Origin of the sequence: Micromonospora matsumotoense, assembly GCF_050951065.1 — a bacterium.
Classification (GTDB): Bacteria; Actinomycetota; Actinomycetes; order Mycobacteriales; family Micromonosporaceae; genus Micromonospora; species Micromonospora matsumotoensis.
In genome coordinates, this window is record NZ_CP192025.1 from 1,672,702 (window position 1) to 1,695,487 (window position 22,786).

Here is a 22,786-nt window from a genome sequence, read left to right on the forward strand (position 1 = left end):
ACGACAACTCTCCCCGCAGGAGTTACCGCAAGCCGACAGCCCGGGTGCGGTCAGAAGGCGCGGGCGTACGGGTCGGGCCAGTCGGAGCTGGCGCCGAGCTTGGCCGCGGCCCGGCGCGGCCAGTACGGGTCGCGGAGCAGCTCCCGACCGAGCAGCACCAGGTCGGCCTCCCCGGCCGCGACGATCTGCTCGGCCTGCTCCGGCTCGACGATCAGGCCGACCGCGCCCGTGGCCACGCCCGCCTCGCGGCGGATCTGGGCGGCCAGCGGCACCTGGTAGCCCGGCCCGACCGGGATGGTGGCCCTGGCCGCCGCCCCGCCGGAGGAGACGTCCACCAGGTCCACCCCGGTCGCGGCCAACTCGGCGGCGAGCGCCACGCTGTCGTCCACCGTCCAACCGCCGTCGACCCAGTCGGTGGCGGAGATCCGGGTGAGCACCGGCACCTGCTCGCCGACGGTGGCGCGGACCGCACGGGCCACCTCCAGGGTGAGCCGCATCCGGGCGGACCGGTCCCCGCCGTAGCCGTCGGTGCGGTGGTTGGTCAGCGGGGACAGGAACTCGTGCAGCAGGTAGCCGTGCGCGGCGTGGATCTCCACGACGGCGAAGCCGGCGTCCACCGCCCGGCCGGCGGCGGTGGCGAACGCCGACACCACCCCGGCGATCCCGGCCTCGTCCAGCGCGGTCGGCTGCCGGTAGTCGGGCAGGAACGGCTCGGCCCCGGGGCCGACCGGCCGCCAACCGCCGTCGGCGTCCGGCACCCCGCCGCGCTCCTGCGCCCAGGGCCGGTACGTGCTGGCCTTGAACCCGGCGTGCGCGAGTTGCACGGCGGGCACCGCCCCCTGGCCGGCGACGAACGCGGTGACCGGACGCCACGCGTCGACGTGCCCGTCGGACCAGATGCCGGTGTCCTCGGGGCTGATCCGCCCTTCAGGGACGACCGCGGTGGCCTCGGTGACGATCAGGCCGGCGCCACCGACGGCCCGGGAGCCGAGGTGCACCCGGTGCCAGTCGGTGGGCAGGCCGTCCGGGCCGGCGCTGTACTGGCACATCGGCGCGAGGGCGATCCGGTTGGGCAGGGTGACGCCGCGCAGGGCGAGCGGGGTGAACAGGGCACTCATACGGGTGATCCTCCGGTACGGGCGGGCGGCGGTGCGGTGCGGGGCGCGGTGCGCCCCGGGAGGGGTCCCGGCCGTCCCGGCGACCGGGACCGCGGTCGGCGCGCTCAGGCGGGTGCCGGCGTCAGTTCGTCGCTGCGGGCGGGCCGGTCGGCGTCGGTGCTCCCGTCGGCGTCGATCAGGTCGCGCCGGCCGGCGTTGGCGTAGGCGTCCCGGTCCAGGGTGCCCTCGCGGGCGGCCACGATGGTCGGCACGACGGCCTGCCCGGCCACGTTGGTGGCGGTGCGGATCATGTCGAGGATCGGGTCGATCGCCAGCAGCAGACCGGCCCCGGCCAGCGGCAGGCCCAGCGTGCTCAGGGTCAGGGTGAGCATCACGATGGCACCGGTCAGGCCGGCGGTGGCGGCCGAACCGACGACCGAGACGAAGGCGATCAGCAGGTAGTCGCCGACGCCGAGGTCCACCCCGAAGACCTGGGCCACGAAGATCGCGGCGAGCGCCGGATAGATCGCGGCGCAGCCGTCCATCTTGGTGGTCGCGCCGAACGGCACCGCGAAGGAGGCGTACTCGCGGGGGACGCCGAGCCGCTCGACGGAGCGCTGGGTCACCGGCATGGTGCCCACCGAGGAACGGGACACGAAGGCCAGCTCGATCGCCGGCCAGGCACCGGCGAAGAAGCGCAGCGGGTTGAGCCGGCCGGCGGTGACCAGCAGCAGCGGGTAGACCACGAACAGGACGATGGCGCAGCCGACGTAGACGGCGGTGGTGAACTTCGCCAGCGGGGCCAGCAGGTCCCAGCCGTACGCGGCGACGGCGTGGCCGATCAACCCGAGGGTGCCGATCGGGGCGAGCCGGATCACCCACCACAGCGCCTTCTGCACGATGCTCAGCACCGCGCGGTTGACCTCGACGAACGGCTCGGCAGCCGCGCCGACCAGCAGCGCGGCGGCACCGACCACCACGGCGAGGAAGACGATCTGGAGCACGTTGCCCTCGACGAACGCCCCGACCGGGTTGGTCGGCACGATGCCGGTGAGGAAGTCCGTCCACGAGCCGGTGGTCTTCGGTGCGGTGGCGCCGCCGACGTCCAGGGTCACCCCCCGGCCCGGGTCGGTGAGCAGGCCGATGCCGATGCCGATGCCCACCGCGATCAACGCGGTGATCCCGAACCAGAGCAGCGTCTTGAGGGCCAGCCGGGCGGCGTTGGCCACCCCGCGCAGGCTGACCACGCTGACCACGATGGCGGTGAAGACCAGCGGCGGGACGGCCAGCTTGAGCAGTTGGACGAAGAGCCCGCCGACGGTGTCGAGGGTGCTGGCCAGCCAGCTCAGGTCGTTGGCGCGGGCGAGGAAGCCGAGCGCCACGCCGAGCACGAGGCCGAGCAGGATCTGGGCGGAGAAGGGGAACTTGCGCAGGGTGGAAGCCATCAGGATGCGTCCAAGGTCGGTAGGGGGTCGGTCGAACGGGCAGCGTCAGGAGCGCGGCTGCGCCGGACAGACCCCGCTGGCCTGACGTCGGAGATCGACGTACAGGCGCACGGTGAGGTGCCAGACATTGGTCATCGCCTGTCGACGCTACTCCCGGCCGACCGACAGGTGGAAGGAGCGCTCGGCGTGAGGCTCCTTACACGGCTGTTCTCGACCCGGCGACCCGTTCGTCACGTTCGGCGCTCTCCTGATCGCCGTCCGCACCGGGCCGGTCCGCTGCGGAGGCACCGGTTCGGAGCGCTGCGCAGGCATCGGGCCGGTCCGCTGCGGAGGCATCGGGTCGGTCCGCTGCGCAGGCATCGGGCCGGTCCGCACCGGGCCGGAGTGCTGCGGGCACGTCGGGCCGGGGTCGGGTCAGCAGCAGCGCGGTGACCAGGCCCCAACCGAGGCAGACCGCCAGCAGCAGCCGTTCCAGGCCACCCACCAGGGCACCCCGGCCCACGGTCAGCAGACCCAGCGCGACGAGCACGGCCACCGGCAACGCCACCACCGAGGCCCCCCGGGCCGCCCGCCGCAGGGCCGCCGTCGTCGGGCGGAGGAACCCGACCACCAGCATCGCGAGCACGGTCGCCCCGGCCGCCGCGATGCTGGCCCCGGCGTGCACCAGGTCGGCCGGCGTCGTCGCCTCGAACGGCGGCAGTGGGCAACCGGCGCTGCACGTCACCGCCCCGGAGAGCACCGCGCCGGCCGCGCCGGCCACGAGCAGGCCGGCCGCGATCCGCAGCGCCGCCGGCAGCGCGGCGGCCAGCGACAGCAGCGCCGCCGCCAGGACGAGGACCCCCATCCGGTACGTCGACGCGACAGCGCTGCCGGTGACGCCGGCCTCACTGACGTACCCGCTCGACAGGCCCGGACCGGCCGCGACGGCGACGGTCACCGCGACCGTGCCGGCCAGCACGCAGCCGGCGGCGGCCCACCCGGCAGCGGTGCGGACCCGACCGGGGACGGGATCAGGCACGGCCGTGCGGCGTACGCCAGCCGGAGGTGTCGGGGCCGGCCGGCACCACGCCAGTGGGATTGATCTCGCGGTGGGTGGCGTAGTAGTGCCGCTTGATCTGGTCGAAGTCCACCGTCTCCCCGAACCCCGGGGTCTGGAACAGATCCCGGGCGTACGCCCACAGCACCGGCATCTCGGTCAGCTTCTGCCGGTTGCACTTGAAGTGCCCGTGGTACGCCACGTCGAAGCGGACCAGGGTGGTGAAGAACCGGACGTCCGCCTCGGTGATCGCGTCACCCATCAGGTAACGCTGCCCGGCCAACCGCCGCGACAGCACGTCCAACCGGTCGAACAACGCCGTGTACGCCTCGTCGTACGCCTGCGGGGAGGTGGCGAAGCCGCACCGGTAGACGCCGTTGTTGACGTCGGCGTGGATCTCGGCCATCAGCGCGTCCAGTTCCGGACGCAACGCGACCGGGTAGAGGTCGGGCGCGTCCGGGGCGTGCAGGCGTCGCCACTCGGTCGACAGGTCGAGGGTGAGCTGCGGATAGTCGTTGGTGACCACCCGGCCGGTCAGCGTGTCCACCAGCGCCGGCACGGTCACCCGACCGGTGTAGTCCGGATCGGTGGCGAGGTAGGCCTCGGAGAGGAAGCCGATGCCCAGCGCCGGGTCGAAGCCGTCCGGGTCGAGGGTGAACCGCCAGCCCCGCTCGTCGCGGATCGGGTCGACCGTGCCCAGCGAGATCACCTCGTCCAGGCCGAGCAGGCCGCGCACGATCCGGGCCCGGTGCGCCCACGGGCAGGCCCGGCACCAGATCAACCGGTACCGGCCGGCCTCCAACGGCCAGCGACCCTGGTCGTCCGGGCCGCCGCCCGCAGGCGAGGTGGAGTGCGGGGTGACCCGGCCGGTGAACCGGTTGGGCTGGCGGACGAACGCCCCGCCGCCGGAGGTCTCTGCGCTGAACTGGGCCCGGGTCATACCGCCAACCTATCCGGCGCGGGCCCGGCCGACCGGCGTCCCGTCACGCCGCGGGTGTGCGGGGAACGGGCCGGGACGGGCCTGGATATCCTGACGCCGGATGTCCCCGTGACCCGGTGACGCCGGAACCGCCAGCCCCTTCCCACCCCCGAAGGACGTGCGTCGATGACCGTGGCATACCTCGTGGCCGGAGTCCGTACCCCGATCGGCCGGTACGCCGGCGCCCTCGCCGGGGTGCGCCCCGACGACCTGGCCGCCCACGTGCTGCGCGAACTGGTCGCCCGGCACCCGGCGGTGGACTGGTCCCGGGTCGACGACGTGGTGCTGGGCTGCGCCAACCAGGCCGGTGAGGACAACCGCAACGTGGCCCGGATGGCGGCGTTGCTGGCCGGCCTGCCGCAGGAGGTGCCGGGCAGCACCGTCAACCGGCTCTGCGGTTCCGGCCTGGACGCGCTGGCCACCGCCGCCCGCGCCGTGGTGGCCGGGGAGGCCGACCTGGTGCTCGCCGGTGGCGTCGAGAGCATGAGCCGGGCCCCGTTCGTCATGCCGAAGGCCGCCACGCCCTATTCCCGCGCCGCCGAGGTGTACGACACCACCCTCGGCTGGCGGCTGGTCAACCCGCTGATGGCGAAGGGGTGGGGCATCGACTCGATGCCGGAGACCGCCGAGAACGTGGCCGCCGAGTTCGGCGTCGACCGGCGTGCGCAGGACGAGTTCGCGCTGCGCTCCCAGCAGCGGGCCGCCAAGGCGCAGGCCGACGGCCGGTTCGCCGAGGAGATCGTGCCGGTGACCGTGCCGGCCGGCCGGCGGGAGACCACGCTGGTCGAGGCCGACGAGCACCCCCGGGAGACCTCGCTTGCGAAGTTGGCCGCGCTGCCCACCCCGTTCCGCGACGGCGGCACGGTCACCGCCGGCAACTCCTCCGGCGTCAACGACGGTGCGGTGGCCCTGCTGGTCGCCTCCGAGGCGGCGGTGTCCCGGTACGGTCTCACCCCCCTGGCCCGGATCAGCGGCGCGGCGGCGGCGGGGGTACCACCCCGGATCATGGGGATCGGGCCGGTGCCGGCCACCCGTCGGCTGCTGGACCGGCTCGGTGTCGCCCTGGCCGACGTGGACGTGATCGAGTTGAACGAGGCGTTCGCCGCGCAGGGCATCGCGGTGCTCCGCGAGTTGGGCTTGCCGGAGGACGCCGAGCATGTCAACCCGAACGGCGGCGCGATCGCCCTGGGGCATCCGCTGGGGGCCAGCGGGGCCCGGCTGGCGTTGACCGCTGCCCTGGAGCTGCGTCGCCGGGGCGGCCGGCGGGCCCTGGCGACCATGTGCGTCGGGGTGGGCCAGGGCATCTCCCTGCTGCTGGAATCCGCCGACTGAGCCCGGGGAGCCGACCGGTGGCGACCGGCCCCTGATCCGCCGGCCTCCCGTCACGGTACGGTGCGCGGACGGCTGCCCAGGGTGACGGCAGGTCGTTCGGGTCGTTCGCGCTGCCCGGCCGGCCACAGATCGGGGTGAGCTGATCTCCCGTACCTGGACGGACGGGCCTAGAGTGGTCAGCACCACACGATCCGCGGGTCGGCCGGTGCGGCTCCGCGTGCCCGCGCACGCCGCCGACACCGGTGCCCTCCCGCACCGCGGCGACGAACTGGGGGCCAGACAGCGATGCAGACGCCGGACGGACTTCCCGCCGAGATCGACCTGAGCCGGCCCAGCGCCGCCCGGGTCTACGACTACTTCCTCGGTGGCGCGCACAACTTCGAGATCGACCGGCGGCTCGCCGAGCAGATCGCCGGCATGACCCCGAACCTCGCCGCCACCATGCGCTCCGGCCGGGAGTTCCTGCGCCGTGCCGTCCGGGTGCTGCTCGACGCCGGCATCGACCAGTTCCTCGACATCGGCTCGGGCATTCCCACCGTCGGCAACGTCCACGAGGTCGCCCAGGCCGCCAATCCGCAGGCCCGGATCGTCTACGTCGACATCGACTCGGTCGCGGTGGCGCACAGCCGGGAACTGCTCGCCGACAACGACCGGGCCATCGCCGTGCACGCCGACCTGCGCGAGCCGAAGCTGATCCTGGACGAGGCCCGCGCCAGCGGCCTGATCGACTTCGACCGTCCACTGGGCATCCTGCTCGCCGGGGTGGTGCACTTCGTTCCGGACGCCGACCGGCCGGCCGACATCCTCACCACCCTGCGGGCCGCCGCCGCACCCGGCAGCTTCCTGGTCATCTCGCACTCCACCTTCGAGGACCAGCCCCAGGAGATGCTGGATGCGCAGCGCCTCTCGGCGCGTACCGACACCGAGATCACGCTGCGGTCCCGCGCCGAGGTCACCGGCTTCTTCGGCGACTGGACGGTGCTTGCGCCGGGTGTGGTGCACATGCCGCTGTGGCGGCCCGACTCTCCGTCCGACGTGGACGAGCATCCCGAGCGGTTCGGGGCGTTCGGTGGCGTCGCCCGGTACGACCGACCCGCCGGCTGAGTCGACCATGTCCGCCGTTCCGGACCCCGGCGGCACCGACGCGTCCCGTCCGGGCGCCCAGGGCTACGCCGCCGACTGGGCCCGGGCGGTACGCCGGCTCGGATTCGTGCCGATGAGCGCGGACGAGACCGAGCGGCTGCTGCTCGTGCACACCGTACGGCTGGCGCAGGCACTGCTCGCCGACGAGTTCTCCGCTGCCCCGGCGGAGGAGGTGGGCCGGGCGTTGGTGGAGGCGCACCTGACCGAGCCGCGCGTCCTGGACTGGTCGGTGCGGGCGCTCGGCGAACAGTTGCCGCAGCGCGTGCTGCCCCCGGGCGACCTGCCGTCCGACCTGGCCGCCCGGGTGGCCGCGTTGCAGGGTGGGCTGGCCGCCGGATTCGGTCGGGCGCTACGGGACCGTACCTTCAGTCAGCAGGAGCGGATCGCCCGGTCGGCCTGGCAGGCCCGGGATTCGGTGGAGCGGGCGCTGCGCGACAGCGAGGCGCGGTTCCGGGCGGTCTTCACCGGCGCGGTCATCGGCATCGGCATCGCCGGCATCGACGGGCAGATCATCGACGTCAATCAGTCCTTCGCCGACATGCTCGGTTACAGCCCGGAGGAGTTGCGGCAGACCAACGTGTCGTCGCTGTTCCACGCCGAGGATGCGGCCGGGATGTGGGAGATGTACCAGGAGTTGATCGAGGGCAAGCACGACAGCGTCCGGGTGGAGAAGCGCTACTACCGCAAGGACGGCACGGTCGTCTGGACGGACCTGGCCGTCTCGCTGATCCGGCACGACGACGGCCGCCCCCGGTTCACGGTCGCGATGATCGAGGACATCACCCAGCGGTACGAGCTCCAGCAGCGGCTGCGTTTCCAGGCGCTGCACGACCCGCTGACCGGCCTGCCCAACCGGACGCTGTTCTTCGAGACCCTCGGTCAGGTCTTCGCCGACGCCGGGCCGGAGCAGCGGATCGGCATCTGCTTCCTGGACCTCGACGGGTTCAAGGCGGTCAACGACAGCCTCGGCCACGACCTCGGCGACCGGCTGCTGATCACCATCGCCCGGCGGCTCTCCGACTGCGTCATCGGTCAGGGGCACCTGGTGGCCCGGATGGGCGGCGACGAGTTCGTCATCCTGGTCAACGGCGGCGAGGGGATCGACGACGCGGTCGGGGTCGCCGAGTTGGCGCTCGCCGCGGTGGCCGCGCCGGTGCTCGTCGGCGACCACCAGCTCGCCGTCTCGGCCAGTGTCGGGGTGGTCGAGTGCCCGGCCAGCGAGACCAGCGTCTCCGAGCTGATGAAGGCCGCCGACACCACGCTGTACTGGGCGAAGGCGGAGGGTCGGGGCCGCTGGGCGGTGTACGACCCGGAGCGCAGCGCCGCCGACATCGCCCGGTCCGCGCTGGCCGCCGGCCTCCCGGCGGCCCTGGACCGGGGCGAGTTCGTGGTCCACTACCAGCCGATCGTCTCCCTGCTGGACGGCTCGATGATCGCGGTGGAGGCCCTGGTCCGCTGGGCCCACCCGGAACTGGGCCTGGTCGGCCCGGACCGGTTCATCGGGCTGGCCGAGGAGACCGGGCTGATCGTCCGGCTCGGCGAGTGGGTGCTCCGGCAGGCGTGCCGTGACGCCCGCGCCTGGCATCGCGAGTTCCCCGGGGCGAAACTGGTGGTCAGCGTCAACCTGGCGGCCCGGCAGGCCGACGACCCGGCCATCGTGGACACCGTCGCCAGCGCGCTGAGCCGTACGGGCCTGCCGGCGGAGCTGTTGCAGCTGGAGCTGACGGAGAGCGCCGTGATGGGCACCGCCGGGGAGCCGTTACGGTCGTTGTACCGGCTGGCGGATCTGGGCGTACGGCTGGCCATCGACGACTTCGGCACCGGCTACTCCAATCTGGTCTACCTGCGGCGGCTGCCGATCCACTGCCTGAAGTTGGCCGGCCCGTTCGTCGAGGGCATCCGGGGTGCCGGCGACGACCCCCCGCCCGACCACCGGGACGAACGGATCGTCGACGCCCTGGTCCGGTTGGCGCACGCGCTGGAGCTGTCGGTGACCGCCGAGGCGGTGGAGACCGGGGAGCAGGCCGAACGGCTGCGGGCGTTGCGCTGCGACACCGGACAGGGCCGCTGGTTCGGCCCACCCGCCCCGGCGGATCAGATCACCGCCCGGCTGCGCGGGGAGACGACGGAGTGACCTGCTCCCCGGCCAGTTCGGGGTGGGACGGCCGGAACGGGCCGGTCGGGTGCGGGTGACCGGAAGCGGCTGGTCGGGTGCGGGTGGTCGGGTGCGGGTGGGTGGAAGTGGCCGGTCGGAAGTGGCCGGTCGGGTGCGGGTGGGTGGAAGCGGCCGGTCGGAAGTGGCTGGTCGGGTGCGGGTGGCCGGCGGGGAGCCCGGTGCTCTGGCATGGTGTCGACGTGACCGGGGCGGGACCGGGCGGGGGAGAGGTGGCGGGGTGAGCCTGACCGATGGTGGGGCGGCGGTCTCGGTGGTCGCGGCGATCGCGATCGTCGCCGGGCTGGCCGGGGTGGTGGTCCCCGGCCTGCCGGCGCTGCCGCTGTGCTGGGGCGGGGTGCTGCTCTGGGCGATCTTCAGCGATGCCGGGCCGGGCCGCTGGGCGGTGCTCGGCGCGGCCACCGTGGTCGCCGCCGCCGGTGCTGTGATCAAGTATGCCTGGCCGGGGCGCAACCTCAAGCGCACCGGGGTGCCGACGTCGTCGCTGCTCGTCGGGGGTTTGCTCGGCCTGGTCGGGTTCTTCGTCATCCCGGTGATCGGCCTGGTGATCGGCTTCGTCGGCGGGGTGTGGGGGGCCGAGCGGCTGCGGTTGGGCAGCAACCAGCTCGCCTGGCCGGCGACCGTGCAGGCGTTGAAGGCCGCCGGCCTGTCCATGATGGTGGAGTTCCTGGCCGGCCTGATGATTGCCGCCCTCTGGGTGGCCGGCCTCCTCTTCACCTGACACGCAGGCCGGGCACCGGCAAGATCGACTCACTTGGGCCGATGTTGCGGCATCCGGCCGCCGGGACACCGCAACGTCGACCCAAGCGAGTCGATCAAGACGAGTCGATCGGGGTGGAGTAGGTCGGGACGGCAAGATCGACTCTTCTGGGTCGATGTTGCGGTGTCCGTGCGCGGCGGATACCGCAACATTGGCCCAGGCGAGTGGATCAAGGCGGCAGTGGATCAAGGCGACAGTGGGCAGGGCGGGAGTGGGTGGCGGGGCGGGACGCCCGTCGGGTACGGCACGACGCCGTACGTGAGAGAGAGGTGGACGCCCCGCACCGCCGTGGTGCCGGGCTCCTGCCGAGCGCCCGGCCTCGGCCCGTCGCGATCGGGCCTGGTCACGGGCTCAAGCATCCGTCGGTGCAGTGCCCGGGGCAACCTGATTACCGCCGGGCCGGGCGACGCGTTCTAACGAGTTCGGCACCGGCGACGGATTGACCGTGGTGATCGGCGGGACGAGACTCGGGCGCACTCGCACCGGGATCACCCGGGGCAGTACCGGGTACCACCTCAGGGAGGTGTGCTGTGGCCACAACGCCCCCGCCGACCACCGGGCAGCCGCCGAGCGCCGGCACCGGGCAACCCCCGACCACCGGGCAGCCGCCGAGCGCCGGCACCGGGCAACCCCCGACCACCGGGCAGCCGCCGAGCGCCGGCACCGGGCAACCCCCGACCACCGGGCAGCCGCCGAGCGCCGGCACCGGGCAACCCCCGACCACCGGGCAGCCGCCGAGCGCCGGCACCGGGCAGCCGCCGAGCGCCGGACCACCGCAGGCGCCGGACGACGACGCCCGACGGCTCGCCGAACTCGGCTACCAGCAGGAGTTGCACCGCAAGTGGAGCGGCTTCTCCAACTTCGCCATCTCGTTCTCGATCATCTCGATCCTGGCCGGCTGTTTCACCACCTTCGGCCAGGCGTGGAACAACGGCGGGCCGGTCGCCATCTCCTGGGGCTGGCCGCTGATCTCGCTGTTCATCCTGATCATCGGGTTCTGCCTGGCCGAGTTGGTCTCGGCGTACCCGACCGCCGGGGGGATCTACTGGTGGGCGGCGAAGATGGGCAAGCCGGTGCACGGCTGGTTCACCGGCTGGCTCAACCTGATCGGCCTGGTCGCGGTCACCGCGTCGGTGGACTACGGCTGCGCCACCTTCCTCAACCTGACCCTGTCGGCGCTCTTCGACGGGTGGGAGGGGACGCTGCGGCAGGCATTCGTCCTGTTCGTGATCATCCTGGCCCTGCACGGACTGATCAACATCTTCGGGCACCGGATCATCGACGTACTCCAGAACGTCTCGGTCTGGTGGCACGTGGCCGGCGCCACCGCCGTGGTGGCCATCCTGCTGCTGGTGCCGGACGAGCACCAGAGCTTCCAGTTCGTCTTCACCGAGCGGTTCAACAACTCCGGGTTCGGTGACGGCGACACCGGTGGGTTGACCTTCTGGTTCTACGTGCTGCCGCTGGGATTCCTGCTCACCCAGTACACGATCACCGGCTTCGACGCCTGCGCGCACGTCTCCGAGGAGACCCGGGGCGCGTCGCAGGCCGCCGCGAAGGGGCTGTGGCGGTCGATCTTCTATTCGGCGGTGGGCGGCTGGATCCTGCTGCTGGCGTTCCTGTTCGCCGCCACCGACGTGGACGCGATCAACGCGGCCGGCGGGTTCTCCGGGGCGATCTTCGAATCCGCGTTGACCCCGTTCTTCTTCAAGACGGTCATCATCATCTCCACCATCGGGCAGTTCTTCTGCGGGATGAGCTGCGTGACCTCGATGAGCCGGATGGCGTACGCGTTCAGCCGGGACCGCGCGGTGCCCGGCTGGCGGCTCTGGTCCAAGGTCGACCGTAACGGCACCCCGGCCAACGCGATCATCGGAGCGACGCTGGCCGGCCTGGTGCTCACCCTGCCGGCGCTCTATCAGAGCGACGGTGTCCCGGTCGCCTTCTACGCGGTGGTGTCGGTGGCGGTGATCGGCCTCTACCTGTCCTTCGTCATCCCGATCGCGCTGCGGCTGCGGATGGGGGACCGGTTCGAGCCGGGGCCGTGGACGCTCGGGCGCAAGTACAAGTTGTTCGGCTGGATCGCGGTGGTCGAGATCGTGATCATCTCGGTCTACTTCGTGCTGCCGATCGTGCCGGCCGGAATGCCCGGCAACAACGGGTTCAGCTGGTCGGCGGTGAACTACGCGCCGCTGGCCGTCGGCGGGGTGCTGCTCGGGGTGGGCATCTGGTGGTACGCCTCGGCCCGGAAGTGGTTCACCGGCCCGCGCCGTACCGTCGACGTACCCGGGTCGGGGGCGCATGCGGCGGCGGACGCCGCGCGGGCCGACGGACCGGCCTGACCGCGAACGTCCCGGTCGCCGACGGTACGGAGCGGCAGCCCCTGGTGGAGCCCTGTAGGTTCCGGCCAGGGGCTGCCCGGTTGCCGGCGGACGTCCCGTCGGCGCGGGTCAGGATGTCAGAGATAGATGCTGTTGCTGAAGGTGAGCGGAATGAAGGTGGTCGGGCCGCCGTAGCTCCAGGTGATGAAGGCGTCCGCGCCCGTTTTGTATTCGCCGCTGGACCGGGGGTACTCGGTGTCCGCGGTCGTGGTGGTGGTGCTGTAGTTCGTGTAGGTGTTGTAGGTGACCTGGGTGCCGTAGCGGAACAGGGCGACCTCGACCTGGGCCGCGTAGACGGGGTAGGTGCACCGGACCGTCGCGAGGCCCTCCTCACCGCCACCGTACGGGCCGCCGTAGTAGACGAACGGGGTGCTCGGGGTCAGCGTGCAGGTGACGGTGATGGAACCGACGGTCCCCGTCACGGAGGTCGAGGCGAGGGTGCCGTAGGAACCCGCCGACGGGCCGGTGGCCCCGGCGGAGAGCGGGGCGAGGCGGCCGGCCGTCGCGCCGCCGGTGGCGGACGATCCCGCCGAGGGCTTCGCGGCGTCGGCCCCGGCGGCACGGGGTGCCGCCTGGGTCGGGCTGGCCACCGCGAGCAGCGCGGCGGAAACGGCGATCGCCACCAGGGCGGCGAGGGCCCGGGGCTTCCCACTCAGACGTACTCTCGTCATTACGCGTCCTTCGGTGCGTCGTGATGGAACAGTTCGGGCATTTCTGGGCCGGCCGGGTGCGACCGATTCGGCCGGACATCCGCTCTCCGTTGACGTGGTCGACGCATTTCGCGCGGATACGCAGATGGTCATCGGAAAAGCGGGCTGGTGGGTCGACCGATAATGTGCCGGGCGTCGCACCCGATCGAATCCGAGTCTGGCAAGGGTTCAACTTCCGTGCAAGGTGGCTGCGCGATTACCGATCCGAGTGCCGGGTATTTGTCCGAACGGATGAGCAGGGTGTCGTGTCGCACCTTTCCCGTGCTTGGGAAAAGCGTTTCCGTTGTGGTGCGCACGACAATTCCCGCTCGTCTCGCGGGGGAGCCGCGTCCAGTCCCGCGTCGGCGTCCGGGCGCGGCGAACCATCGCGGGGCGGGTTCGGCACGGCGGGCCGGGCGGCCGGGGACGGCCCCGGGCCGGGTCGGTGCGCCCGAAGGTGGTGGGTTTGCCGGGACGCCCGAACGGGGCATTGACGGTGATCCGCTAGGCCCGGTAGACCTTGGTGATGGAGGCGCACGGATGAGGAAAGCCCCGCTCACGTTGGAACAGCTCCGGGTCGCCGTCGCCGAGGGCGAGATCGACACGGTGGTGCTCGCCCTGACCGACATGCAGGGCCGCCTCCAGGGCAAACGGTTCCACGCCCCGTTCTTCCTCGACCAGGTGGTGGCCAACGGCAGCGAGGGCTGCAACTACCTGCTCGCCGTGGACGTCGACATGAACACCGTCGACGGCTACGCGATGTCGAGCTGGGAACGCGGCTACGGCGACTTCGCCATGCGCCCCGACCTGTCCACCCTGCGCCGGATGCCGTGGCAGCCGGGCAGCGTCCTGCTCCTGGCCGACCTGGAGTGGCTGGACGGCTCCGGCCCGGTGGTCGCCTCGCCCCGGCAGATCCTGCGCCGCCAACTCGACCGGCTGGCCGACCACGGGCTGACCGGGTACGCCGGCACCGAGCTGGAGTTCGTCCTCTACCGCGACTCGTACGAGGAGGCCTGGCAGCGCGGCTACCGCGACCTCACCCCGGCCAACCAGTACAACGTCGACTACTCGCTGCTCGGCACCGCCCGGGTGGAGCCGCTGCTGCGCCGCATCCGCACCGAGATGGCCGGCGCGGGGCTCACCCCGGAGAGCGCCAAGGGCGAGTGCAACCTCGGCCAGCACGAGATCGCCTTCCGCTACGACGAGGCGGTGGCCTGCGCCGACCACCACGTGATCTACAAGAACGGGGCCAAGGAGATCGCCGCCCAGGAGGGTGTGTCGATCACCTTCATGGCCAAGCCGAACGCCCGGGAGGGCAACTCCTGCCACATCCACTTCTCGCTGCGTGACGTCGACGGCCGCTCGGCGATGCTCGGTGACGGGCCGGCCCAGCTCAGCGTGACCGGCCAGCGGGTGCTGGCCGGGCTGCTCGCCACGATGCGGGAGATGAGCCTGCTCTTCGCCCCGAACATCAACTCCTACAAGCGTTACCAGCCCGGCTCGTTCGCGCCGACCGCGCTGCGCTGGGGCACCGACAACCGCACCTGCGCGCTGCGGCTGGTCGGCCACGGGCAGGGCATGCGGGTGGAGAACCGGGTGCCCGGCGCGGACGTCAACCCGTACCTGGCGATCGCCGCCCTGGTCGCCGGGGCGGTGCACGGCATCGAGCAGGAGCTGGAGCTGGCCGACGAGTGCACCGGCAACGCCTACGACGACCCGACCGCCGAACGGGTCCCGGCCACCCTCCGCGACGCGCTGACCCTCTGGGAGGGCTCCGAGACCGCCCGGACGGCCTTCGGCCCCGAGGTGCACGCCCACTACGCCAACATGGCCCGGATCGAGCTGGCCGCCTTCGACGCCGCCGTCACCGACTGGGAACTGACCCGGGGTTTCGAACGGCTCTGACCCCTGCCGCGTCCGCAGCCGCCGTGCGATCGTGGTGCGGGGCCGGACGCCGGGGCTCCGGGACCGACGAGGAAGGGCGGACGCGGTGACGCAGGTGCTCGATCCGGCCAGCGGGACGGTGGTCGCGGAGGTGCCGGCGACCGGGCCGGGGGAGGTGGACGCCGCGATCGCGCGGGCGGCCGCCGCGTTCGAGACGTGGCGGCAGGTCGCGCCCGGGGACCGGGGACGCCTCCTGCGGCGGTTCGCCGCGCTGGTTGACACCCACCGCGAGGAGTTGGCGCAGCTGGAGGTGCGCAACGCGGGGCACACCATCGGCAACGCGCGCTGGGAGGCGGGCAACGTCCGCGACGTGCTCGACTACTACGCGGGGGCGCCGGAGCGGCTGACCGGGCAGCAGATCCCGGTGCCCGGCGGCTGGGACGTCACGTTCCACGAGCCGCTCGGTGTGGTCGGGGTGATCGTGCCGTGGAACTTCCCGATGCCGATCGCCGGCTGGGGTTTCGCCCCGGCGCTGGCCGCCGGCAACACGGTGCTGCTCAAGCCCGCCGAGCTGACCCCGCTGACCGCGCTGCGGCTGGCCGAACTGGGGTTGGCCGCCGGCCTGCCGGAGGGCGTGTTCACCGTGCTGCCAGGCCGCGGCGACGTGGTCGGCGAGCGCTTCGTCACCCATCCGGCCGTCCGCAAGGTCTGCTTCACCGGCTCCACCGAGGTCGGCACCCGGATCATGGCCGGCTGCGCCGCGCAGGTGAAGCGGGTCACCCTGGAGCTGGGCGGCAAGAGCGCCAACCTGGTCTTCGCCGACGCCGACCTGGCGAAGGCGGCGGCCACCGCGCCGTACGCGGTGTTCGACAATGCCGGCCAGGACTGCTGCGCCCGCTCCCGCATCCTGGTGCAGCGCCCGGTCTACGACCGGTTCCTGGAACTGCTCGAACCGGCGGTACGGGCGTTCCGGGTGGAGGACCCGGCCGCCGAGACCGCCGAGATGGGCCCGCTGATCTCGGCCGCGCACCGGGACCGGGTCGCCGGCTACCTCGACGGCGCGACGGTCGCCTTCACCGGCACCCGCCCCGACGGCCCCGGCTTCTGGCACGCCCCGACGGTGCTGCTCGCCGACTCCCCGGCCGACCGGCACTGGCGGGAGGAGATCTTCGGGCCGGTCGTCTCGGTGCTCCCGTTCGACGACGAGGCCGATGCGGTCCGGCTCGCCAACGACACCGAGTACGGCCTGTCCGGCTCGATCTGGACCCGGGACGTCGGGCGGGCGCTGCGGCTGGCCCGCGCGGTGGAGGCGGGCAACCTGAGCGTCAACTCGCACTCCTCGGTGCGCTACTGGACCCCGTTCGGTGGGATGAAACGTTCCGGGCTCGGCCGTGAGCTGGGACCGGACGCGTTGCACGCCTTCACCGACGTCAAGAACGTCTTCATCAGCACAGAGGAGTGAGGCGCGTGCAGGGTCGGCTACAGGACCGGATCGCCGTGGTGACCGGGGCGGGCAGCGGGATCGGGTTGGCCACCGTGCGGCGGTTCGCCGCCGAGGGGGCCCGGGTGGTCTGCGTCGACATCGACGCCGAGGCCGGTGGCCGGGCCGCCGAGGAGGTCGGCGGGGAGTACGTCCACACCGACGTGGCCGACGAGGCGGCCGTGCGGAGCCTCTTCGACGGGGTCGCCGAGCGGCACGGCCGGGTCGACGTGGCGTTCAACAACGCCGGCATCTCCCCGCCCGACGACGACTCGATCCTCGACACCGGTCTGGACGCCTGGGAGCGGGTGCTGCGGGTCAACACCACCAGCGTCTACCTGTGCTGCAAGTACGCCATCCCGCACATGCGCCGGCAGGGCAAGGGCTCGATCATCAACACCGCCTCCTTCGTGGCGCTGATGGGGGCGGCCACCTCGCAGATCGCGTACACCGCGAGCAAGGGCGGGGTGCTGGCGATGACCCGGGAGTTGGGCGTGCAGTTCGCCCGGGAGGGCATCCGGGTCAACGCGCTCTGCCCCGGCCCGGTCGCCACCCCGCTGCTGCTGGAGCTGTTCGCCGCCGACCCGGAGCGGGCCGCCCGCCGCCTCGTCCACGTGCCGATGGGCCGGTTCGGCGCACCGGAGGAGATCGCCGCCGCGGTGGCGTTCCTGGCCAGCGACGACGCGTCGTTCATGACCGCCGCGCAGTTCGTGGTCGACGGCGGCATCACCGGCGCGTACGTCACCCCCCTGTGAGCGGGCCGGCTGGTGATCCCGCCGGGCCGCCGGTCCGCGCCGCCCGGCCCGGGGAGACCGGCCGGCGGTCCCGTCCGCTGATCGGGATCACCGGGTACGTCGAGCCGGCGAGCTGGGCGGTCTGGCGGGGCGTCCCGGCGTCGCTGGTGCCGCAGGCGTACGTCCGTTCGGTGACCGCCGCCGGTGGTCGGGCCGTGGTGCTGCCCCCGGACGACCTGGATGCCGACGTGGTCGACGTCCTGGACGGGCTGCTGCTGGCCGGCGGCGCGGACGTCGGCCCGGAGCGGTACGGCCAACCGGTGGACCCGCGCACCGAGCCCCGGCCGGACCGGGACGCCGGGGAGTCGGCCCTGCTGGCCGCCGCGCTCGCCGTCGACCTGCCGGTGCTTGGGGTGTGCCGGGGCATGCAGTTGCTGGCCGTCGCGCATGGCGGGTCGCTGCACCAGCACCTGCCGGACGTGGTGGGGCACGACCGGCACCGCCCCGCCCCCGGGGTGTACGGGGCGCACCCGGTCCGGTTCGCTCCGGGGAGCCGGACGGCGGCGGTGCTGGCCGGGGTGGACCGGGTCAACTCGTACCACCATCAGGCGGTGGCCGACCCGGGTCGGCTCACCGTCACCGGCTGGGCCGACGACGCGGTGGTGGAGGCGGTGGAGGACCCGGCGCGACGGTTCCTGCTGGGGGTGCAGTGGCATCCGGAGAACGATGACGACCCGCGCCCGGTGACCGCCCTGGTCCGGGCGGCCCGGGGATCCTGACGCTGTCCTACAATGCAGGAAAGTTGTCCCGGAATTCGGTCGGCGACGGAAGGGTGGACAGCATGGGGACGGTGTATCCGGCGCTCGACGGGCGGCTGCGGGAGTTCGTCGAGGCGCAGCCGATGTTCTTCGTGGCCACCGCGCCCAGTGGCGCGCAGGGGCACGTCAACGTCTCGCCCAAGGGGATGCGGGGCACCTTCGTGGTGCTCGGCCCGCACCGGGTGGCCTGGCTCGACTACCACGGCAGTGGTGCGGAGACGATCGCCCACCTGCGGGACAACGGTCGGATCACGCTGATGTTCTGCGCCTTCGACGGCCCGCCGAAGATCCTCCGGCTGCACGGGCGGGGTGTCGCCACCCCCGTCACCGACCCGGGCTTCGGCGCGTTGCTGGCCGACTTCCCCGACCCGCCGGACCTGCACGCCGTCCGGGCCGTGATCGGGGTGACGGTGGAGCGGGTCAGCGACTCCTGCGGCTACGCGGTGCCCCAGATGGACTATCGCGGCGACCGGGACCTGTTGCTCACGTCACACTCCCGGCGCACCGCCGAGGATCTGGTCACCTACCGCGCGACCAGGAACGCCGCCAGCATCGACGGCCTGCCGGTCTTCTGAGTCCTGCCCGGCTGTGCCCCCGCCGGTCCCACCGTGCAGGGACGGGCAGTTGGCGGCAGGATGAGGCGCGGGTTACCAGCGTCTGCCGGAACCCATGCGTTACGTTCCTGATCCGTCGGGGTAGAAGACGGGACGCGGTCGGCGTCAGCCGAGGCGTTTGGGGGGGCACGACCGGCCGAAGCAGGGGGCGCGGATGAGCTCGGCCCACGGGGGCGAGGACGGCCGAGGGGTGTCCGCACTGTCCGCCGACCGCACCCTCCCGCCATGGCTGGCCGGGGCCTTCGCGGCGGGTGGCGAGATGGGCCGCCGGCTGCGCGAACACGACTGGGCGGCCAGCCCGTTGGGGAGCCCCGACACCTGGCCGGCGGCGCTGAGCCACGCGGTCGGCATGCTGCTCTCGTCCCGGGCCCAGATCGTGATGTTCTGGGGCCCCGAGCAGTTGGCCTTCTACAACGACGCCTACCGGCCCACCATCGGCGACAAGCACCCGCACGCGCTCGGCCGGCCGGCGCGGGAGCACTGGGTGGAGACCTGGGAGGTGCTCGGCCCGCTGCTGGACGGGGTACGCCGCACCGGCGAGTCCTACCGGGGCGAGGACCACCCGTTTCTGCTCGACCGGCACGGCTTCGTCGAGCAGGTCTACTTCGACATCTCCTACGACCCGATCCGGGACGACGACGGCAGCGTCAACGGCGTCTTCTGCTTCGTCAACGAGACCACCGGCCGGGTCATCGGGGAACGTCGACTGCGGGCGCTGGCCGAACTCGGTTCCCGGCTCGGCGCGGCCAGCAGCATGGCGGAGCTGGGACAGCTCACGGCGGCGGTGCTGGACGGGTACCGGGCGGACGTACCCTTCGCCCTGATCCACCTGACCGACGAGACCGGCCGGCCGGTGCTGGCCGGAGTCAGCGGCGTCGATCCGGCCCGGGTGCCGGCCGAGCTGCCCGCGGCGCTGTCCCGGGTCGCCGCCGGTGGGGTCGCCGCCGAGATCGACGTGGCCGCGCTGTTCGGCACGGTGCCGGACGGCGTCGCCGAGCGGGCCCTGGTGCTGCCGCTGACGGCCACCAGTGAGCCGGCCGGGGCGCTGGTGGTCGGCCGGTCCGACCGGCTGCCGTGCAACGACGAGCACCGCGACTTCGTCGGCCTGATCGCCGCGCAGGTCTCCCGGTTGGTCGGCCAGCAGCGGGTGTACGAGCAGGAGCGGGCCCGCGCCGCCGAACTGGCCGCGCTGGACCGCGCCAAGACCAACTTCTTCGCCAACGTCAGCCACGAGTTCCGCACCCCGCTGACCCTGGTCCTCGGCCCGTTGGAGGACATGCTGGCCGACCCGACGCTGCCCGCGTCGCACCTCGACCGGCTCACCGTGATGCACCGCAATGCGCTGCGCCTGCTCAAGCTGGTCAACACGGTGCTCGACTTTTCCCGGCTGGAGTCCGGCCGGCTGGCCGCCCACTACCAGCCCACCGACCTCGCGGAGTACACCTCCCGGCTGGCCAGCACCTTCCGCTCCGCGATGGCGCGGGCCGGGCTGCGGCTCGTGGTGGACTGCCCGCCGCTGCCCGCACCGGTCTTCCTGGACCGGGACATGTGGGAGAAGATCGTCCTCAACCTGCTCTCCAACGCGCTGAAGTTCACCTTCGACGGGGAGATCCGGGTGCGGGTGCGCACGGTGGACGGCGCGGCCCGGCTGGAGGTGTCCGACACCGGGGTGGGCATCGTCGCCGGGGAACTGCCGCACGTCTTCGAGCGGTTCCACCGGGTGCCGGGGGCGCGGTCACGCACCCACGAGGGCACCGGGATCGGGCTGGCCCTGGTCCGGGAGCTGGCCGAGATGCACGGCGGCACGGTGGTCGCCGCGAGCCGGGTCGACCAGGGCAGCACCTTCACGGTGACCGTGCCGTTCGGCACCGCGCACCTGCCCGCCGACCGGGTCGCCGACGCCGCGCCGCTGCCCACCGCCGGGTCGTCGCAGGCGTCGCTCTACGTCGCGGAGACCGCGTGGTGGACCGACGGCGGGCAGGTCGCCCCGACCGGCGGCGGCACCGGGCGGGCGGGCCGGGTCCTGCTCGCCGACGACAACGCCGACCTGCGCGAACACGTCACCCGCCTGCTCAGCCCCGAGTACGAGGTGGTGGCCGTGCCGGACGGCGTGGTGGCCCTCCAGGAGGCCACCGGGAGCCCCTTCGACCTGGTGCTCACCGACGTGATGATGCCCCGGCTGGACGGTTTCGGCCTGGTCACCGCGTTGCGGGCGAACCCGGGCACCCGGCACGTGCCGATCGTGCTGCTCTCCGCGCGGGCCGGCTCCGCCGAGGTGGGCGCCGGCCTCTCGGTGGGCGCCGACGACTACCTCACCAAGCCGTTCTCCGGCGCGGAGCTGATCGCCCGGGTCCGGGCCAACGTCGAGCTGGGTCAGCTGCGCGGGCAGATCATCCGCCGGCTGCGGGCGCTCGCCGACGCGGCCGTGGCGGTCAACACCGCGAAGTCCACCGCCGAGGTGGTCCAGGTCGCCGCCCGGCACGCCCTGCACCTGGCCGAGGCGGCCCGGGTGCTGGTCACCACGGTCACCGGCGCACGCCACGAGGCCGACGGTGGCGGCGCCGCTGCCACCGAGCCGTCGCAGGTGCTGCCACTGACCGGCACCGCCGGTGGGCAGCTCGGTGAGCTGCGGGTCTGGCGTCGCGAGGGCGACAGCACCGACCAGGCCGCCGTCGCGGAGCTGGCCCGCCTGGTCGGGGTACGGCTGGAGAACGCCCAGCTCTACGAGGCCGAACACCGCATCGCCACCACCCTCCAGCACAGCCTGCTGCCCCGGTCGCTGCCCCAGTTGCCCGGAGCGCTGGTGGCCAGCCGCTACCTGCCCGGCAGCACCGACGTCGAGGTCGGCGGCGACTGGTACGACGTGATCGGCATCGGCGACGACGAGGTGGTGCTGGTCATCGGCGACGTGGTCGGCAAGGGCGTCCGGGCCGCCGCGGCGATGGGTCAGCTCCGCAACGGCCTGCGGGCGTACCTGCTGGAGGGGTACGACCCGGGACAGTCGTTGACCCGGCTCAACCGGCTGGTCGGCTCGACCGAGCGGCAGTCGTTCGCCACCGTGTTCTGCCTCTCCTTCGCGGTGCGCACCGGCCGGCTGCGGTACGCCAGCGCCGGTCATCCGTCCCCCCTGCTGATCCGAGGAGACGACGTGGCATTCCTGCACGAGCGGGCTCTCGGGCCGCCGATCGGGGCGATCGCCGGCACCGACTACCGCACCGTCGAGGGCGAACTCGCCCCCGGCGGTCGGCTGTTGCTCTACACCGACGGCCTGATCGAGGACCGTCAGGCCGGCATCGACGCGGCACTGGCCCAACTCCGGGCGGACGCCGGCACCGGCGGTGAGCACATCACCGACCTGGTGGACGCGGTGGTGCGGCGGGTCGACGGGCGCACCCGGCACGACGACGTCGCGGTGCTGGCCCTGGAGGCCGCCGAGCTGAACCGCTTCGCGCTGCGGCTGCCCGCCGACCCGACCCAGCTGAGCGTGCTGCGCAAGCGACTGGAGGACTTCCTGGTCGCCCACTCCGTCGGCGAGAACGACCTGTTCGACCTGATCGTCGCCGTCTCCGAGGCCGCCGCCAACGCCATCGAGCACCCGGTCGCGCCGGTCCGGCCGATGATCGGCGTCGAGGTCACGATCGTCGACCGCACGGTGGTGGCGACGGTGCGCGACAGCGGCCGGTGGCGCGAGTCGACCGGGGCGGGTTTCCGGGGCCGGGGACTCGCGTTGATCGAGGCGCTGGGCGAGCTGACGGTACGGCGTACCGACGAGGGGACCGAGGTGTCGCTGCGCCGCCGGCTGGCCGACTGAGCCGGGCCGGCGCGGACCCCCTGGGTGGGCGTCGGTGGCGCGGGCCGGGCGCGGCGCGGATGTGGAACCGGTCGGTCAGGTCGGGCGGAGCCAGTCCTGACCGCCGAGGCCGGAGATCTCCAACACCCGGCTGACCTGCCGGGACGGGAACACGGTCAGCGCGCCGGGAAACCGCCGGGCGAGCTGGACCACGGCGTGGATGGCGGCGGAGTCGAAGAAGGTGACCGCGCGCAGATCCAGGGTGACCTGCCGGGCCGGCTCCCGCAGGGCGGTCTGCATCATGGTGCCGGCGGTGGCCATGTCGACCTCACCGGTCACCGTGACGTGGACATGGTCACCTGCCAGCTCCGCGCTCGCGGAGAACACGGGAGGTGCGCCCCCTAGATCCACGAAGCCACAATGGCACAGCC

At 73.0% G+C, this 22,786-nt stretch carries 17 protein-coding genes and 1 pseudogene; 11 read left to right on the plus strand and 7 right to left on the minus strand.

Annotated elements, in window-relative coordinates; all coding sequences use genetic code 11:
* Nucleotides 1-50: 50 nt before the first annotated feature.
* The 5 genes and pseudogenes from ACQP1S_RS07665 to ACQP1S_RS07685 form a co-directional block, all read right to left on the minus strand.
* Nucleotides 51-1,118 (minus strand): NADH:flavin oxidoreductase/NADH oxidase, encoded by a 1,068-nt coding sequence (locus ACQP1S_RS07665; RefSeq protein ID WP_432904623.1) that lies wholly within the window; start codon nucleotides 1,116-1,118, stop codon nucleotides 51-53.
* Nucleotides 1,119-1,222: 104 nt separating this feature from the next.
* The gene (locus tag ACQP1S_RS07670) at nucleotides 1,223-2,530 is read right to left on the minus strand and encodes a dicarboxylate/amino acid:cation symporter (RefSeq protein ID WP_432907856.1); all 1,308 of its coding nucleotides are present in this window, start codon (nucleotides 2,528-2,530) and stop codon (nucleotides 1,223-1,225) included.
* Nucleotides 2,531-2,689: 159 nt separating this feature from the next.
* Nucleotides 2,690-2,902, minus strand: a complete 213-nt coding sequence (locus ACQP1S_RS07675) for a DUF1720 domain-containing protein (protein WP_432904626.1) — start codon at nucleotides 2,900-2,902, stop codon at nucleotides 2,690-2,692.
* Nucleotides 2,903-3,023: 121 nt separating this feature from the next.
* Nucleotides 3,024-3,560, minus strand: a pseudogene (locus ACQP1S_RS07680) (DUF998 domain-containing protein); the annotation flags it as partial.
* Nucleotides 3,553-4,518: a glutathione S-transferase family protein gene (locus ACQP1S_RS07685; protein ID WP_432904629.1), complete on the minus strand. Its 966-nt coding sequence runs from the start codon at nucleotides 4,516-4,518 to the stop codon at nucleotides 3,553-3,555. The gene ACQP1S_RS07685 and the pseudogene ACQP1S_RS07680, both read right to left, overlap by 8 nt.
* Before the next feature lie 165 nt (nucleotides 4,519-4,683).
* Between ACQP1S_RS07685 and pcaF the strand changes: the two genes are divergently transcribed.
* The 5 genes from pcaF (at nucleotide 4,684) to ACQP1S_RS07710 (ending at nucleotide 12,307) form a co-directional block, all read left to right on the plus strand.
* Nucleotides 4,684-5,889 carry a 3-oxoadipyl-CoA thiolase gene (gene pcaF / locus ACQP1S_RS07690; RefSeq protein WP_432904632.1) on the plus strand — a complete coding sequence of 402 codons (1,206 nt, stop codon included), beginning with the start codon at nucleotides 4,684-4,686 and terminating at the stop codon, nucleotides 5,887-5,889.
* 285 nt (nucleotides 5,890-6,174) lie between these two features.
* Nucleotides 6,175-6,993: an SAM-dependent methyltransferase gene (locus ACQP1S_RS07695; RefSeq protein ID WP_432904635.1), complete on the plus strand. Its 819-nt coding sequence runs from the start codon at nucleotides 6,175-6,177 to the stop codon at nucleotides 6,991-6,993.
* Nucleotides 6,994-7,000: 7 nt separating this feature from the next.
* The gene (locus tag ACQP1S_RS07700; protein WP_432904638.1) at nucleotides 7,001-9,166 is read left to right on the plus strand and encodes a putative bifunctional diguanylate cyclase/phosphodiesterase; all 2,166 of its coding nucleotides are present in this window, start codon (nucleotides 7,001-7,003) and stop codon (nucleotides 9,164-9,166) included.
* A gap of 259 nt (nucleotides 9,167-9,425) precedes the next feature.
* The gene (locus ACQP1S_RS07705) at nucleotides 9,426-9,926 is read left to right on the plus strand and encodes a DUF456 domain-containing protein (RefSeq protein WP_091246011.1); all 501 of its coding nucleotides are present in this window, start codon (nucleotides 9,426-9,428) and stop codon (nucleotides 9,924-9,926) included.
* A 569-nt stretch (nucleotides 9,927-10,495) separates the two neighbouring features.
* Nucleotides 10,496-12,307, plus strand: a complete 1,812-nt coding sequence (locus tag ACQP1S_RS07710; protein WP_432904641.1) for an amino acid permease — start codon at nucleotides 10,496-10,498, stop codon at nucleotides 12,305-12,307.
* Between the two features lie 116 nt (nucleotides 12,308-12,423).
* On the opposite strand, the gene ACQP1S_RS07715 is transcribed toward ACQP1S_RS07710, so the two are convergent.
* On the minus strand, nucleotides 12,424-13,017 hold the full coding sequence (locus ACQP1S_RS07715; RefSeq protein ID WP_141723101.1) for a hypothetical protein: 594 nt from the start codon (nucleotides 13,015-13,017) through the stop codon (nucleotides 12,424-12,426).
* A 558-nt stretch (nucleotides 13,018-13,575) separates the two neighbouring features.
* Between ACQP1S_RS07715 and ACQP1S_RS07720 the strand changes: the two genes are divergently transcribed.
* The 6 genes from ACQP1S_RS07720 to ACQP1S_RS07745 all read left to right on the plus strand — a co-directional run bounded on the left by ACQP1S_RS07720 (nucleotide 13,576) and on the right by ACQP1S_RS07745 (nucleotide 22,376).
* Nucleotides 13,576-14,940 carry a glutamine synthetase family protein gene (locus ACQP1S_RS07720; RefSeq protein WP_091246021.1) on the plus strand — a complete coding sequence of 455 codons (1,365 nt, stop codon included), beginning with the start codon at nucleotides 13,576-13,578 and terminating at the stop codon, nucleotides 14,938-14,940.
* 94 nt (nucleotides 14,941-15,034) lie between these two features.
* Nucleotides 15,035-16,381 (plus strand): aldehyde dehydrogenase family protein, encoded by a 1,347-nt coding sequence (locus tag ACQP1S_RS07725; RefSeq protein ID WP_432907858.1) that lies wholly within the window; start codon nucleotides 15,035-15,037, stop codon nucleotides 16,379-16,381.
* A 5-nt stretch (nucleotides 16,382-16,386) separates the two neighbouring features.
* Nucleotides 16,387-17,154 carry a 3-oxoacyl-ACP reductase gene (locus tag ACQP1S_RS07730; protein ID WP_432904644.1) on the plus strand — a complete coding sequence of 256 codons (768 nt, stop codon included), beginning with the start codon at nucleotides 16,387-16,389 and terminating at the stop codon, nucleotides 17,152-17,154.
* Between the two features lie 77 nt (nucleotides 17,155-17,231).
* Entirely contained in the window at nucleotides 17,232-17,912 is a 681-nt protein-coding gene (locus tag ACQP1S_RS07735) for a gamma-glutamyl-gamma-aminobutyrate hydrolase family protein (RefSeq protein ID WP_432907862.1), read from the plus strand.
* 62 nt (nucleotides 17,913-17,974) lie between these two features.
* The gene (locus ACQP1S_RS07740) at nucleotides 17,975-18,526 is read left to right on the plus strand and encodes a pyridoxamine 5'-phosphate oxidase family protein (RefSeq protein WP_432904647.1); all 552 of its coding nucleotides are present in this window, start codon (nucleotides 17,975-17,977) and stop codon (nucleotides 18,524-18,526) included.
* A gap of 193 nt (nucleotides 18,527-18,719) precedes the next feature.
* Nucleotides 18,720-22,376: a SpoIIE family protein phosphatase gene (locus tag ACQP1S_RS07745; RefSeq protein ID WP_432904650.1), complete on the plus strand. Its 3,657-nt coding sequence runs from the start codon at nucleotides 18,720-18,722 to the stop codon at nucleotides 22,374-22,376.
* A gap of 75 nt (nucleotides 22,377-22,451) precedes the next feature.
* Here the strand turns inward: ACQP1S_RS07745 and ACQP1S_RS07750 are convergent, their stop codons facing one another.
* On the minus strand, nucleotides 22,452-22,766 hold the full coding sequence (locus ACQP1S_RS07750; RefSeq protein WP_432904653.1) for an STAS domain-containing protein: 315 nt from the start codon (nucleotides 22,764-22,766) through the stop codon (nucleotides 22,452-22,454).
* Nucleotides 22,767-22,786 lie beyond the last annotated feature (20 nt).